Here is a 14,064-nt window from a genome sequence, read left to right as displayed (position 1 = left end):
CCTGGAACTGCGCCACGCCGCTTCCCTCGGCTTAAAAACACGCCGCTTCCCAGCGGTGTGATGCCATCATCTTCTAATTCATTGCCGGGCTCAAGACGGCGCTGGCTTTACGCTTACGCTCAAAGGAAGGCGGCGGTGGTTGCAGTACCCACAATGCTGTCGGCGTACTTCAAGCTCACCACATCTGACCTAACGCTAAACATTGATGTAAATCAAACATTTTTCGAACTGTCTGCAGCAGAATGCAATCATTCGCAAGCCTCTGTTGACCAGACTGTGACAGTGCGCTTGGCTGGTGCGACACTACAAGTGACTTGCCCCCAGTCCGGCGCCGGCGCCCTACGCTATGCATGACCAACTTCATAAGGAATAACATGACACCCACTACCATGAAAGCCGCAGTTGTCGAGGAACTGGGCCAGCCGCTGGTGCTGCGCGATGTCCCCGTGCCGGTTCCCGGACCCGGCCAGATTCTCGTCAAGACGGAAGCTTGCGGCGTTTGTCACACCGACTTGCATGCGGCGCGCGGAGACTGGCCCGTTAAGCCGACGCCGCCGTTCATTCCCGGCCACGAAGGCATCGGCCTGGTGGTCGCCATGGGCACGGGCGTGACCGAAGTGCAACTGGGCGACCGCGTCGGCGTGCCTTGGCTCTACTCTGCTTGCGGCCATTGCGAACATTGCCTGGCTGCCTGGGAAACCGTGTGCGCCGAGGCGCAGTTCGGCGGCTATACCAAGAATGGCGGCTTCGCCGAGTACATCCTGGCAGATCCACGCTACGTCGCGCATATTCCGGCCGGCTTGTCGGCCGTGCAGGCGGCGCCGATTATCTGCGCCGGTGTGACCAGTTACAAAGGCATCAAGGAAACCGGGGCGCGACCGGGCCAGTGGCTGGCCGTGTCCGGCATCGGCGGGCTCGGCCACCTGGCCATCGAATATGCGGTGGCCATGGGCCTGCGCGTGGCGGCTGTCGACATTGATGAAGGCAAGCTGGAGCACGCGCGCGCCCTTGGCGCCGAAGTGACCATCAACGCCCGCCAGGGCGATCCCGTTGCCGTCCTGCGCGAGGCGACCGGGGGCGGCGCGCACGGTGTGCTGATTACGGCGCCGTCGATTGATGCCTTCCAGCAAGGCGTGGCGATGACGCGCAAGCGCGGCACGTGCGTGCTGGTAGGTCTGCCGCCGGGCGACTTCCCGACGCCGCTATTCGACGTCGTTGCTAATTGCATCACCATACGCGGCTCCTTCGTCGGCACTCGCCAGGACATGGCCGAGGCACTCGCCTTTGCCGCCAACGGCAAGGTCAAGGCCGGCGTGGAATTGCAGCCACTGTCGGCAATCAATGACATCTTCAGCCGCCTGGAGCATGGCAAGGTTGCTTCGCGCATCGTGCTCGATTTTAGCGGCAACTAAGTGGCAACTAAGCAGTAACTAATTAGCAACTAAGCAGCAACCAGGCAAGACGGTGTCTGTGCGCGGCGGCCAGAGTGCCGTCGCTATGCTGACAAAGCCAGCGCGGCCGAACTGGCCCCGCCCGCTCGCCATGCCTGGGCATTGCTGGCTATAGATCAAACGGTGGCCTGCAATTAGGCGACCCTGGCAGCTGCCTGGCCACAAGACTCTACGCGCAGCCCGCATCGTAGCAGTATCCCGCCTGCCGCCTCATCGGCCCGCCTTGCAACGCATTCCATTCTCCAGCCACCTGCTCAAGCATATTGACAGGCGCGACGCTTTTGCCCCCCGCACGCAGCCGTGCTGCCGTTGACACCCTGCACTGTCTATCCTATAGTCGCCCGGTTGATAATAAATGAGAATGAGAATCATGTTCATTAAAATGAGGAAATGGCTCGTCTGCTACCCGCTCGTGGCCGCCAGCCTGTTGCTGGCCGGCAGCGCGCAAGCGCAAGTGGCCGATACTGGCGCCGGCGCCAAGCAGTTGTGGCAATTGATTGATTACGTTGCCGTCGATTACAGCGGTGCTGTCGAGCATGGCAAGGTTGCCAGCGAAGCAGAATATGCAGAAATGCTCGACTTCACGGACAACGCAACGACACAGATCGCCGCCCTGCCCGCCCACGCTTCAAAGGCGGCCATTGCCGCTGCCATCGCCCAATTGCGCGCCGCCGTCGTCGCCAAGGCGGACGGCGTGGAAGTCAAGCGTCTGGCCCACCATGCAAACGGCTTGCTGATTGCCGCCTACCCGATTCCCGTGGCACCCAAGGTGTTGCCCAATTTGGCGCGCGGCGCTGCTCTGTATGTGGCCCAGTGTGCTTCTTGTCACGGCGTGGCCGGTGGCGGCGACGGTCCGCTGGCAGCCGGCCTGGAACCAAAGCCGATCGCCTTCACAGATGGCGAACGGGCGCAGTCGCGCAGCCTGATGGCGCTGTATCAGGTCATTTCGCAAGGCGTGGCGGGCACCTCGATGGCCAGTTTTGGGCAGTTGTCGGAAAACGAACGCTGGGACCTGGCCTTCTTCGTGGGCGGCATGTCGCACGATGCGGCGGCGCGTGCGCACGGTGACAAGCTGTGGCAGGACGATGCGCGCAGTAAAAGCCTGTACCCGGACCTGGCCGCCGTGACGACCCTGACCCAGGAAGCGGCGGCAGCCAAGCTGGGCGCGGACCAGGCGCAGGCGCTGACGGCCTACTTGCGCAGCCATCCCGACAAGGCTGAAGCGCACAAGCCGACCGGCCTGGCCCTGTCGCGATTGCGCCTGGAAGAAAGCCTGGTCGCCGTGCAAGCGGGCGACCGCGCCGCGGCCACGCGCCTGGGCCTGTCGGCCTACCTCGACGGTTTCGAGCCGATCGAGCCGATGCTGGGGGCGCGCAACAAATCGCTGCTGCTGGCCGTTGAAAACGCCATGCTGGCCTACCGTTCCGCCGTTGCCAAGGGTACGGTAGCCGACGCCGAGGCGGCGGGCGAAAAGCTGCAGCAATTGTTTGCCCACGTGGAAGCGGAGCTCGGCAACGCCAAGGCCGAGCCGATGACGACCTTTATCGGCGCCCTGACGATTTTGCTGCGCGAGGGCGTGGAAGCGCTGCTGATCGTGATCGGCATCATCGCCTTCTTGCGCAAGGCCAAGCGCAACGATGTGCTGCCCTATGTGCACGGCGGCTGGATCAGCGCGCTGGTGGCGGGCGCCCTGACGTGGGTGGCAGCAACGTATCTGGTCACCATCAGCGGCGCCAGCCGGGAAGTGAGCGAAGGGCTCGGGTCCGTTTTTGCAGCCCTGGTCTTGCTCAGCGTGGGCCTGTGGATGCACCAGAAGAGCAGCGCCGGACGCTGGCAGCAATACCTGCACGAGAAAATCACGGCAGCGATCTCGCGGCGCTCCGCCTGGGGCTTGTTCGCCCTCGCCTTCATCGCCGTCTACCGCGAAGTCTTTGAAACCGTGCTGTTCTATTCCGCCCTGGCGGCCGATGGCAACGGCGGCGCCCTGCTGGGCGGCTTCCTGGTGGCCATCATGTTGCTGGTGGTGATTGCCTGGGCCTTGCTGCGTACCAGCGCGCGTATGCCTATCGGCAAGTTCTTCTCGCTGACGTCCGCCTTCGTGGCCGTGCTGGCAGTGATACTGATGGGTAAAGGCGTGGCTGCATTGCAAGAAGCTGGCTGGGTTGGCGTCACCCCGGTCGACTTCATGCGCATCGACCTGCTGGGTATCTTGCCCACGGCGGAAACTCTGCTGGCGCAGGCGGCCATCGTGCTGATCGTCGCCGCCGGCTATGGCTGGAACCGCGTTAGCGCTGGCAAGCACAAGCCGGCCTGAGCTTGAAAATCCCCGCTGGCAACGCCCGCATGCGGGCGTTGCCCAATGACGGTCAGCTGCCATTGGGGTTGGCGGGTACACTCGTGGACATTAGGCCTTGCTGTGTACTTTAACGCCGGCCTGCCAGGTTTCTTCCACTACGATGTCACGCAGCTTGCGCACGCTTTCGTCGAGCGGGTCTTGCGCAAGAATCACCAGATCAGCCTGCTTTCCGACTTCCAGCGAGCCAACCAGATGGTCGAGGTGACAATGCCAGGCAGCATCGAGCGTGACGGCGCGCAATGCTGCCATCCTGCTCAGACGCTCTTCCTGATTCAGCACCGCTTTCTCGCGCGAACCTTCCATGGTGCGAAATACCGCCTGTTCCATCATGCGCAAGGCGCCCAGTGGCGAGACGAAATGGTCAGAGTGCAGGCTGACGTGCATTCCCGCATTCAATGCCGACTGGCAGCGGTCCAGCAACTGGGCGCGCTCCTGGCCGAAAATGGTGTTCTGGAAGGTGTGCCCCCAGTAGCCGACGTGGCCAATGAGGAAGCTGGGGTTTAACTGCAGCTCAGCCATTTTATCGATGGCATCATCATTGAGCAGCGATGCGTGCTCTACCCGCAGGCGCAGCTGGCGCCGCTTCTGCGCCTGCTCTTCGCTGAGGCCACCTGGCTGTGGCGTCAATACCTGCCTGTAGCTCTCCAGTACATATTGCACCGCCTTGTCGCCATTGGCATGCACCAGCACCGGCCAGCCGTGCGCCACCGCCTTGTCCAGCATGCGGGTAAACACGGAGGTGTCCTGGTAATTGTTCAAGCCGGTGTCGGGCACGTCAGGAATGGCATGTTCATGCGAGCAGGCATAGGGCTGGCTCTGGTAGCCGGTCAAACCCTGGTTCGAGCCATCTGCGATCAGCTTAATCGCCCTGAGACTGAAACGCTGCTCGCCTTGGCTGTCCAGATCCGGCGTGTAGGTCTGTAGCCAGTTGTCCAGTACCTCTTCTTGAGGCGGGGTGAACAGTGCCGCGCCGATACGCACCGGACCGAGCTGTGCCGCCAGTTTGAGCAAGCCGATTTCCAGTTGTGGCTGGTCGGTGGCACCCAGGCCGGCGTCGAATACGCTGGTAAATCCCATCGCCGAGGCATCGTCCAGTACCTGCTTCAGGCAGCCGACAAATTCCAGTAGCTTGGGAAGCGGCGCGACCTTCAGCGCTGCGCTGATACCGATCTCGGTCAATACACCGGAAGGGGTGTCCTCGATGTTTGCCGCCTTCATCGCAGCTGTGTTGAGATAGGCCAGGTGGCCGGAAGAATTCATCAGCAAGATGGGCACCGTGCTGCTCAGCGGGTCCAGCTGGGTGACGGTGATGTCTTCCCAGGGCTGCATCAGCGAGGGATCGATGCCAAAACCCAGCAACCAAGGCTGGCCTTTCTTGTCTTTCGGTAGCTTGTCCGGCTGTGCCAGCGCGGTGCGAATCTGCTGGCTGATGCTCTGGAAACTGTATTCCAGATTCAACTCCTGTTGTCGCGGTGCCTGCTGGAAAGGCGTCAGCGACAGCCAGCTCTTGTACAGCGCGCTGGGCAGGACGTGCATATGCGGTTCGACAAAGCCAGGCAGCAAGGTGCGCCCGCGCAGGTCTGTCTCGTTGGGCTGGTGCGCTTGCATGGCCAGGCGCACCTCGGACAGCGTGCCGATGGCAATGATGATGCCGCCGGCCGTGCCCAGTGCCTCCACCTGCGCGCTGCCGGCGCTGGCCATGGTATGAATGATACCGTTATGAAAGATCACGGCTTGCGACATCAGTGTCTGCGCGTGCTGGGCGTAGGTTTGCTTAAACGCCGCATCGAGTTCACCGCCGCGCGCGGTTTCCGTCAACAGGCCGGTCGTCAGTTCAGGCAAATAAGGCAGGTTGCAGCAGGCGCAACCGAGGTGGTCATGGCTCATGCAGATTCCTATCAAAGTGAATGATTGAGGATGGGTGGTTTCATCCTGTATGCAAGACCTTGCATACTCGACAACAGAACGGCGCATGAGCGCTACGCTTGCGCGGTCTCACTACTCGCTCCTCGCTCCTATCTGCCTCGGCAGCATAGCGATTTGCCAATCAAAAAGACTCAAACATTGTCACGTCAATGCACATGCCTGTCATTGCTTGTTTCAGGTCAACAATACGTCAACAATTTTTACTTTATCGGGAAAGGCGCGCACTGCCCTCATTGCAGTGCGCCGGCGTGCCAGTTGGTGCAACTCGTCTTACCAGTAACCGAGCAATTTCCACCAGGTCGTGCCGACAACGGCAAAGATCAGCAATTCCACCACGCACATGATGAAGCCCACACGCCACCAGTTACCCATCGTCACGAAGCCACTGCCAAAGATGATGGGCGAGGTGCCTGTCGCATAGTGCGTCAAGGTCATCATGATGGCCGAGCCGGCCGTCATCATCAGCATGAAGGGCACATGGTATTGGGCCGGGATCAGGTGCAAGCCCACGGTCAGGAAGGCTAGCAGCATGGCGCTGATGTGGGCTGTCGTACTGGCAAAGAAGTAATGCGAAAACACGAACACCAGCACCAGGATAGCGGCAATCGGCAGCCAGTCCATGCCGCTGGCGACGATGGCCGCCTTCATGCCGGCCGAGAACCAGGCGATCACGCCCGTTTTGTTCAATTGCTCGGCCATCATTACCAGCGCGCCAAACCATACCAAAGTGTCCCAGGCGCTCTTTTCGGACAGCACGTCGTCCCAGTCGATGGTGCCGGTAATAATCAACACGAACAAGCCGACAAAGGCGACCACCGTCGCATCGAGCGAAAACGCGGGACCGAACAGCGTGGCGGGCACATTGGCCCACAGCAACAGCAGCAAGGCAAACGTGCCCAGCATGACTTTTTCCGACGGCGACAGCGGCCCCATGCTTTTCAATTGCGCCTTGGCGTAGGTGACGGCGTCCGGTGTGACTTTCAGTTCGGGCGGCGACAGCCAATAGATAATCACGGGCATCGCCAGCAGGCAGACCAGGCCCGGCAGCAGCATGCACAGGGCCCAGGTGGTCCATGTCAGGTGAAAGCTCTGGCCGCTGGCCTTGGCCACAAAATCGACCACCAGCGGATTGGGCGCCGTGGCTGTGAGGAACATGGCCGAGGTAATCGGGTTGGCGTGGTAGTTGACGAGGGCCAGATAAGTGCCTACTTTACCTTCCGTGCCCTTGGCCGGGTCCGAGTCGAAGGCGTTGGCGATCGACTTCATGACGGGGTGGACGATGCCGCCACCGCGCGCAGTGTTACTTGGTGTAAATGGCGCCAGCACCAGTTCGCAAATCGCCAGGCCATAGCCGATACCCATGGTGCGCTTGCCCAGCACGGAGATAAACAGCAGGCCGATGCGGCTGCCCAGCCCCGTCTTTTTGAGTCCGCGCGAAATCAAAATCGCCACGACGATCAGCCAGATCAATGGATTCGAGAAACTGCTGAGCGCATCGGTGATGGCGCCCTTGGACGAGGTCGAAGTCACTTGTGATAATGACACGATGACGATAGCCATCATGGCCATCACGCCGATCGGCATGACTTTCAAAATGATCGCCAGGATGGTGGTGAGGAAAATTGCCACCAGGCCCCAGGCTTTGGGCGTCAAACCGTCAGGTGCGGGCAGCATCAGCATACTCACCAGCAAGGCCGTGCAAATCAGAGCGGGGACGAGGCGGAATGGGACGGCCTGCTTGAAATGCAGGAACATGTCGCGCATTGTTTTATACATCTGTAATACCTTTCGCTGTGGGTCAGGCATCCTGAGGAGCGGAATCATGTACGCAGATTCCGGGCCTGAAAGGCACAAGACGCGCGCCCTTCAAATGAATGATGCCCAACAATTCTATTCGGAAATATCATACACGCAAGGTTTCCCCACCCCCTGCCCCATTTGGCGCATCCTTCCCGGCAATTGCAAAATCGTTGATCTGGGTGCGACATATTTCACATCATCGTTCACACCATCGCCCCTCATGCCGCCAAACCGACAAGGACGCCATTGCAAGCACGCAAGCATCGATTGATGCACTGCCCTGCCATCCTGTGCGTATTGCCTGCGGGGTGCGCCTGCCATGTAACACTTGCGCTGGGCCGCGTTGGCAGCAGCTCTTGAGCCGTGCCCTGAAAAAGTGAGCCAGGTCAAGAACGCGCATGGCCATGGCCCGGTTGCGGGCAAATTTCAGCCCCGCCTTGCCATTCGCACTATAATGTCGGCACCGCGTGCGGCAGCAATGGCGGTAATAGACGGTAACAATTTCGTGTGGACGCCAGTACAATAGCGTTCGGGCCTACACAGGGTTTCACTTTTGCCAGCAGTTGCCAGCAACTAACCATTTTTTTGACCAGCCAACAACCACTATGAGTTCGATGAATGAAGAGCGCGTATTAAGCGTGCACCACTGGACGGATACCCTGTTCTCCTTTACCACCACGCGCGACCCGTCGCTGCGTTTCTCGAATGGTCATTTCACCATGATTGGCCTGCGCGTCGATGGCAAGCCCTTGCTGCGCGCCTACAGTATCGCCAGCGCCAACTACGAAGACCACTTGGAATTTTTCAGCATCAAGGTGCCGGGCGGCCCCCTGACCTCGCGTTTGCAGCACTTGCAAGTGGGCGACACCGTCATCGTCGGGCGCAAGCCGACGGGTACGCTGGTGTCCGACTACCTGCTGCCAGGCAAGCGCCTGTACATGCTGTCGACAGGCACGGGCTTGGCACCTTTCCTCAGCATCGTGCGTGATCCCGATATCTACGAGCGCTTCGACGAATTGATCCTCGTGCACGGCGTGCGCCAAGTCGATGAACTGGCTTACCGCGAGCTGCTGGAAGAGCATTTGCCGAAGCATGAATTCTTGGGCGAAATGGTCAGCGACAAGCTGCGCTACTACCCGACCGTCACGCGCGAAGACTTCCGCAACATGGGCCGCATCACGGCGCTGATCGAGAATGGCAAGCTGGCCGAAGACCTCGGCTTGCCGGCGCTGAATCCGGCCGAAGACCGCGTCATGATCTGCGGCAGCTCGGACATGCTGCGCGACCTGAAAGAGATGCTCGAAGCGCGTGGCTTCAAGGAAGGCAATACCTCGACGCCTGGCGACTTCGTTGTCGAGCGCGCGTTCGCCGAGAAGTAATCGGCAAGTTATCGGCAAGTTATCGTCAAATCATCGGCAACACACCAGGGGCCCGGCCCCGCCGCTTTGCGCGGCGGGGCCGGGTTTTTTTATTCTTAGCTTAAGGGCTTGGCTTAAGGTGCCAGCACTGCCCCGCGCTGGTATTGCAAGCCATTCATGAAGCGCGGCACGGCTTGAAAGGTGCCGCTGAGGATATCATCATGCGCAGCGTAATAGCGCGTCTCGATCTTCAGCAAGCCCAGCACGGTCGCATCGAGCTTGTCAGTTTGATACGGCCGGCTTTCCAGCGCGGCGCGCGCGGCCGTTGATTGTGGCGCTTGCCTATTGCTCCAGATCAACATGGGAATTTCATAGCCGCTTTTATCGGACGCGGAATGGCCCGCGTGGTTGCGGTTGTAGCCCACTTCCTGGCCATGGTCGGAAACAAACAGCAGTGAGGTGGCGCGGTCTGATTTGGCCCTGTCGGCCATGCCGATCAGGGTGCCCAGCACGTAATCGCCATAGCGGATGGCGTTATCGTACTCGTCGCGCTGCTTGCGTATGGCACCAGATCTGCCTTGGCGGGCCATCTGCGCGCTGACGGCGTCATGCGTCTGGTCGAAATACGCAAAACGGCTGGGATAGCGCATGGCATAGCTAGGGTGTGCGCCCAGCAAGTGCACCACGATCAGTTTTTTCGGCGCGCTATCGGCCAGTGCGTGGGCGAACGGCTGGAACAGCTGGTCGTCGAAATTATTCTCGCCGCGGCCGGTGCCATAATTGATGAAGTCGCTTTCATCGGCCTCGCCTGCCAGTAGTCCGATCCAGCCATCGTTACGCGTCTGGTTCGAGACCCAGAACGTCTTGTAGCCGGCCGCCTCGGCCAGCATCAGCAAGTTGGGCTTGGCCATCCACGCATCGGGGTTGCCGATATCGGCCGGTGTGAGCATCGTCATCATCGATTCCACCGTGCTGGACGCGGGTGAAATCACATCCTTGAACACCAGCAGCTTCGCACGCATGGCGTCGAGCTGGGGCGTGGTCGCGCGCGGGTAGCCATACAGCGACATCGAGGCCCGATTGGTACTCTCACCGATCACCAGGATGACGCTGCGCGCATCCTCGCCCGTATAGTGCACCTGCCAGTCGCGCGGCGCGGCCATGGACGCCGTCAGCGCATGCTGCATGGACTGCATCGCTGCAAGCTGCGCATTGTACTGCTGGTAGCGCAGCGGCCAGAACAAGGCCGGATTTTCGCGCCGCATGGTGGTATTGACGTGCAGCAGCACGAGAAAGACGGCCATGCTGGCGGCAAAGCCCTTCACCAGCATTCCCGGCGCGGCATTCTTACGCGCCGCTTGCCAGCGCAGCAGTTGGCGGTCGGCCAGCAGCAGCAGCGCCGCCACGAGTACAAAGCAGCCCATCGCTTGCGCCAGGGCGATGCTGTTGTGCAAGAAAAATTCTCGCGTTTCTGTTTGATCGGTCGCAAACATTGCCTGTAAGACAGCATTGGGATTTGGTCGCATGCCAAAATAGCCACGCAAAAAACCTTTGACGGCGGCATCGAGATAAAACACAAGCACCACGATGCGCAGCAACATGGTGACCGCGCCGGCGCCGGCGTTTCCGCGCCAGGCATATAACACGCCGCACAGGCCCAGCAGGAAGGCGGCCAGCAAGACGCTCAATTTCAGCAATTCATTGGCACTTAACTGATCGAAGAGATAGAACAGCAACAGGCCAGCAATGCTGGACAGGACACGGCAAAACAAAATCAGCATGGAGGCGATAGGTAATAGGTGACAGGTAATAGAATAGCTAATAGGCATTCAAGCTGGACAGGCCCACGCGAACGCAGCGGGCGATTGTAGCGCAATCGCCCCTGCAAGGTGGTAGCGACGTTGCAAGCCCACTCCTGCCAGAAACTGTCCGTATTTTTTGTTATGCTTTCGCTACCAGCAGGCTAGCCAGCCTGTACTATCGATATCTCAACCTGCGACAGGACTTTTCATGCCACGTGCTATCACCATTCTGAGCGAGAACTTTGCCGATTGGGAAACCGCCCTGTTCAATGCCACGGCACGCCAGTATTACGGCTTTTGTACGCAGTTCGCCACGCCGGGCGGCCTGCCGGTCACCTCGTCCGGCGGCATGCAAGTCACGCCGCAACTGGCGCTGTAGGCCATTTCGCTTGATGAACTCGACTTGCTGATGGTGTGTGGCGGCAGCTACTGGCAAAGCGGCAAGGCGCCTGATCTGGGTCTCTTGCTGCGCGCCGCGCGCGATAAGGGCGTGGTACTGGCAGGCATTTGCGACGGCACCCGCGTGCTGGCGCAGGCAGGCGTGCTCGATAAAGTGCGCCATACTTCCAATTGCGCCGACAATCTGCAACAGCTTGGCTATGCGGGCGGCGCCATGTACCAGGACGTGCCCTGGGCCGTAGCCGATCAGCGCATCGTCACGGCGCCCGGCACGGCACCCAGCACCTTCACGCAAGAAGTGTTGCGCGCCCTGGGCATCGCTGACCAGAAGCTGGCGGCCTATCTCGCCTTGCATGGTGCCGAGCACGGCAAGGCTTCCGCAATCCAGCCAGCGCGCTAGTCGGCAGCCAGCGCGCGCAGGTGCGCCAGCATGACAGTACCGCATCGCGTTAAAAGACCCACGATGAAAAAAACCTACCATGGCAGTTGTCACTGCGGCAGTGTGCGCTTCGCGGTCGAGATCGACTTGGCAGCCCCCAGCCTGCGCTGTAACTGTTCCTATTGCCTGAAAATGCGTTGCTGGGCCAGCCAGGTGCCCCCCACATCCTTCCAGTTACTGGCAGGAGAAACGCACTTGAGCCAATACCGCTTCGGCGCCGGGCGCGAACGCCACTATTTTTGCCGCCATTGCGGCGTGCGCCCGTTCGGCTACGGCGATGCCGCGCGCAGCGGCCCCTTTGTTGGCATTAGCGTCAACTGCCTCGATGACGCCTCGGTGGCCGAACTGGCCCAAGTACCCGTCATCTTTGTCGATGGCTGGCATGACGCATGGGACACGCCGCCACAGGAAACGCGGCATCTGTAAAAATGCAATGTAGAAATGGTTGCCACGCATGACGGAGTTTTCCTACGTGGCGACAGCTAGTACCCCTATGGTTAAGCCGGCGTCCGGCAGCGAAAATGACCTTAACGGTGCTGCACGGCGCCGGAGGCAAGGCAGTGGCACGCTTAATCCAGCCTTACGCCATCCTTGCTGCCGATGATGACGCAAACTAAGCAAAGGGGTAACGATCATGACTTCAAACAGCAATGACAAAAGCCTTAATCAGTCGAGCAAACAGCAGTCAAGCAAACAGCAATCGGGCAACAAGCAGTCGGAAAACCAACAGTCAGGCAACCAACAATCAGGCAACAAGCAGTCGGAAAACCAACAGTCAGACAAGCAGCAGCCGGACAAGGCATCGGGCAGCCGCCAGTCATCGGGTGGCACCCACGACGGCAAGCAGGGGCAGAATGCCGAGGCAAACCGCCCAAGCCACAAGAATGACGGCGACAAGCAATCTGGCTCGCAACAAATGGGGCCAGGCAAGAGCGCTAGTGAACAATCGGGTTCGGGCGCCGGTTCGCACGGCGGCGCGCATGACAAGCGCATGGAAACGGGGCGTCAAGGCCACAAGGATAGTAACAAATCCTGATTGCCGAAGCGTGTGATTGCCGGCAAATCTGCCGGCACTTCGCGGCAACATGGGCCGTTGCGGCAGAGCCGTGCCGGTCTATGCGTACCGTAGGGCCAGGCACGCCATTGCATGGGCGGCCCGACGGGTGAGGTGCGAAAGGCCGTTGTCTGGATCGGCATTCTGGGCGATAATTACGCCCATGAACGATACCACCACCTTACCCCCATTGCCCGATCGCCTGTCGATCGACCCTAGCAGCCCTTACCACGTCGCAGCCGTGTTCGAGAACGACGTCGGCATTCGCTTCAACGACAAGGAACGTCTTGACGTGGAAGAATATTGCATCAGCGAACGCTGGATCAAGGTCGCTTCCACCAAGTCGCTCGATCGCCGCGGCCGTCCGCTGCAGATCAAATTGAAGGGCAAAGTCGAAGCGTTTTACCGCTAAGCAACACATGCAGTGATCATCGAGGCCGATCTTCATCGGCCTTTTCTACGTCTGCAGATATTCCCCCGCATTCGCTAGTCGCCTGGCGATCAAGCCGACAGCTGCCGCTGGCAGGCGCAAAAACCCCCGCCCCTGGTCGCGCCTGCCGCCTACTTTAAGCCTCCCTTGCCATCGTAGCCGCTGGCGCTGACCTCGATAGCAAAAGCACATTGCCACGAGGTGCCATCAAGGCGATGCAGCACTGTCCGCCAGGCAGCATCAACGGCGCTCAATTTCGATCAGCTCGATTTCGAACAGCTTGGGCCACAGTTTTCCCGTCACAAACAAACGCTTGCCACGCGCATCCCAGGCGATACCGTTGAGTACAGCGTCAGGGTTGGCCGTACCTCGCTGCTCGGGCGGCAGCAAACCCGACAAGTCGATCCAGCCTACGACCTTGCCGCTGGCCGGATTGATGCGGGCGATCACGTCGGCGCCCCACACATTGGCAAACAGCTCGCCGTCGACCATTTCGAGCTCGTTCAGGCGCTCGATGGGGCGCCCCTCGGCCTTCACTTCGAAGCGGCGCATTTCGGCCAGGGTTTTCGGATCGAGCACGCGGATGGCGGAACTGCCATCGCTCATGTAAACAAATTGACTGTCGCTGGCCAGGCCCCAGCCTTCGCCCTGGTAGCTGAAGGTGCGCTTGAGCTTGAAGCTCTTCTGGTCGAACACATAGCCAGTTTGCGAAACCCATGTCAGGCCCAGGATCTCGTCGCCGACGGCGGTGATGCCTTCACCGAAGACTTTTTTGTCGAGCATGCTTTTCTGCAGCACTTTGCCCGTCGTCAATTCTACCTTGCGCAGCGAGGACTGCCCGTTTTGGCCCGTACTCTCATACAGGTGGCCATCCTTGAACAGCAAGCCCTGGGTGAACGCCCGGGCGTCGTGCGGATAGGCATTCTTGACAAAGTAGCCATACACAGGAATGGCGGCTTGGGCGTAGCCCATTTCGCTCATCAGACCCATACTGCATAACAATCCCAGCAGCAGTGAGCCGGTGCTGCGTTTGATTTTGGCTGTAACCT

13 protein-coding genes are annotated in these 14,064 nt (G+C 60.1%); 9 read left to right on the top strand and 4 right to left on the bottom strand.

Features of this window, described 5'->3' with window-relative positions:
• The 3 genes from ACQ4V8_RS12520 to ACQ4V8_RS12510 form a co-directional block, all read left to right on the top strand.
• The coding region (locus tag ACQ4V8_RS12520; RefSeq protein ID WP_436571566.1) for a hypothetical protein at positions 1–354 on the top strand (354 nt) is incomplete at its 5' end.
• Positions 355–374: 20 nt separating this feature from the next.
• Positions 375–1,412 (top strand): zinc-dependent alcohol dehydrogenase, encoded by a 1,038-nt coding sequence (locus tag ACQ4V8_RS12515; protein ID WP_436571565.1) that lies wholly within the window; start codon positions 375–377, stop codon positions 1,410–1,412.
• Positions 1,413–1,821: 409 nt separating this feature from the next.
• On the top strand, positions 1,822–3,765 hold the full coding sequence (locus ACQ4V8_RS12510; RefSeq protein ID WP_010398322.1) for an FTR1 family protein: 1,944 nt from the start codon (positions 1,822–1,824) through the stop codon (positions 3,763–3,765).
• A gap of 90 nt (positions 3,766–3,855) precedes the next feature.
• Here ACQ4V8_RS12510 and ACQ4V8_RS12505 read toward each other — a convergent pair whose 3' ends face one another.
• On the bottom strand, positions 3,856–5,694 hold the full coding sequence (locus ACQ4V8_RS12505) for an amidohydrolase (RefSeq protein ID WP_010398324.1): 1,839 nt from the start codon (positions 5,692–5,694) through the stop codon (positions 3,856–3,858).
• Between the two features lie 309 nt (positions 5,695–6,003).
• Positions 6,004–7,509 (bottom strand): DASS family sodium-coupled anion symporter, encoded by a 1,506-nt coding sequence (locus ACQ4V8_RS12500; protein WP_436571564.1) that lies wholly within the window; start codon positions 7,507–7,509, stop codon positions 6,004–6,006.
• A 629-nt stretch (positions 7,510–8,138) separates the two neighbouring features.
• On the opposite strand from ACQ4V8_RS12500, the gene ACQ4V8_RS12495 reads away from it, so the two are divergent.
• Positions 8,139–8,912 carry a ferredoxin--NADP reductase gene (locus ACQ4V8_RS12495; RefSeq protein WP_010398329.1) on the top strand — a complete coding sequence of 258 codons (774 nt, stop codon included), beginning with the start codon at positions 8,139–8,141 and terminating at the stop codon, positions 8,910–8,912.
• A 113-nt stretch (positions 8,913–9,025) separates the two neighbouring features.
• On the opposite strand, the gene ACQ4V8_RS12490 is transcribed toward ACQ4V8_RS12495, so the two are convergent.
• Positions 9,026–10,672 (bottom strand): phosphoethanolamine transferase, encoded by a 1,647-nt coding sequence (locus tag ACQ4V8_RS12490; RefSeq protein ID WP_436571563.1) that lies wholly within the window; start codon positions 10,670–10,672, stop codon positions 9,026–9,028.
• 229 nt (positions 10,673–10,901) lie between these two features.
• Between ACQ4V8_RS12490 and ACQ4V8_RS12485 the strand changes: the two genes are divergently transcribed.
• The 5 genes from ACQ4V8_RS12485 (at position 10,902) to ACQ4V8_RS12465 (ending at position 12,997) form a co-directional block, all read left to right on the top strand.
• Positions 10,902–11,072 carry a type 1 glutamine amidotransferase family protein gene (locus ACQ4V8_RS12485; RefSeq protein ID WP_436571562.1) on the top strand — a complete coding sequence of 57 codons (171 nt, stop codon included), beginning with the start codon at positions 10,902–10,904 and terminating at the stop codon, positions 11,070–11,072.
• A gap of 3 nt (positions 11,073–11,075) precedes the next feature.
• On the top strand, positions 11,076–11,492 hold the full coding sequence (locus ACQ4V8_RS12480) for a DJ-1/PfpI family protein (protein ID WP_436571573.1): 417 nt from the start codon (positions 11,076–11,078) through the stop codon (positions 11,490–11,492).
• 63 nt (positions 11,493–11,555) lie between these two features.
• Positions 11,556–11,957, top strand: a complete 402-nt coding sequence (locus ACQ4V8_RS12475; protein ID WP_436571561.1) for a GFA family protein — start codon at positions 11,556–11,558, stop codon at positions 11,955–11,957.
• Between the two features lie 208 nt (positions 11,958–12,165).
• Entirely contained in the window at positions 12,166–12,567 is a 402-nt protein-coding gene (locus ACQ4V8_RS12470; protein WP_436571560.1) for a hypothetical protein, read from the top strand.
• A 181-nt stretch (positions 12,568–12,748) separates the two neighbouring features.
• Positions 12,749–12,997 (top strand): DUF3297 family protein, encoded by a 249-nt coding sequence (locus ACQ4V8_RS12465; protein ID WP_010398340.1) that lies wholly within the window; start codon positions 12,749–12,751, stop codon positions 12,995–12,997.
• Positions 12,998–13,255: 258 nt separating this feature from the next.
• Here the strand turns inward: ACQ4V8_RS12465 and ACQ4V8_RS12460 are convergent, their stop codons facing one another.
• Positions 13,256–13,987 carry a glutaminyl-peptide cyclotransferase gene (locus tag ACQ4V8_RS12460; RefSeq protein WP_436571559.1) on the bottom strand — a complete coding sequence of 244 codons (732 nt, stop codon included), beginning with the start codon at positions 13,985–13,987 and terminating at the stop codon, positions 13,256–13,258.
• Positions 13,988–14,064 lie beyond the last annotated feature (77 nt).

The sequence above is a fragment of the Janthinobacterium paucivorans genome (assembly GCF_051380805.1).
Taxonomy (GTDB): Bacteria; Pseudomonadota; Gammaproteobacteria; order Burkholderiales; family Burkholderiaceae_D; genus Janthinobacterium; species Janthinobacterium lividum_D.
This window is presented reverse-complemented; position numbering and strand designations above follow the sequence as displayed.

Excerpts from the sequence above, each read along its gene's own strand:
- ACQ4V8_RS12475 (WP_436571561.1), top strand. The coding sequence starts at position 11,556 with ATGAAAAAAACCTACCATGGCAGTTGTCACTGCGGCAGTGTGCGCTTC.
- ACQ4V8_RS12500 (WP_436571564.1), bottom strand. The coding sequence starts at position 7,509 with ATGTATAAAACAATGCGCGACATGTTCCTGCATTTCAAGCAGGCCGTC.
- ACQ4V8_RS12485 (WP_436571562.1), top strand. The coding sequence starts at position 10,902 with ATGCCACGTGCTATCACCATTCTGAGCGAGAACTTTGCCGATTGGGAA.
- ACQ4V8_RS12495 (WP_010398329.1), top strand. The coding sequence starts at position 8,139 with ATGAGTTCGATGAATGAAGAGCGCGTATTAAGCGTGCACCACTGGACG.
- ACQ4V8_RS12510 (WP_010398322.1), top strand. The coding sequence starts at position 1,822 with ATGTTCATTAAAATGAGGAAATGGCTCGTCTGCTACCCGCTCGTGGCC.
- ACQ4V8_RS12460 (WP_436571559.1), bottom strand. The coding sequence starts at position 13,987 with ATGGGCTACGCCCAAGCCGCCATTCCTGTGTATGGCTACTTTGTCAAG.
- ACQ4V8_RS12515 (WP_436571565.1), top strand. The coding sequence starts at position 375 with ATGACACCCACTACCATGAAAGCCGCAGTTGTCGAGGAACTGGGCCAG.
- ACQ4V8_RS12490 (WP_436571563.1), bottom strand. The coding sequence starts at position 10,672 with ATGCTGATTTTGTTTTGCCGTGTCCTGTCCAGCATTGCTGGCCTGTTG.
- ACQ4V8_RS12465 (WP_010398340.1), top strand. The coding sequence starts at position 12,749 with ATGAACGATACCACCACCTTACCCCCATTGCCCGATCGCCTGTCGATC.
- ACQ4V8_RS12470 (WP_436571560.1), top strand. The coding sequence starts at position 12,166 with ATGACTTCAAACAGCAATGACAAAAGCCTTAATCAGTCGAGCAAACAG.
- ACQ4V8_RS12505 (WP_010398324.1), bottom strand. The coding sequence starts at position 5,694 with ATGAGCCATGACCACCTCGGTTGCGCCTGCTGCAACCTGCCTTATTTG.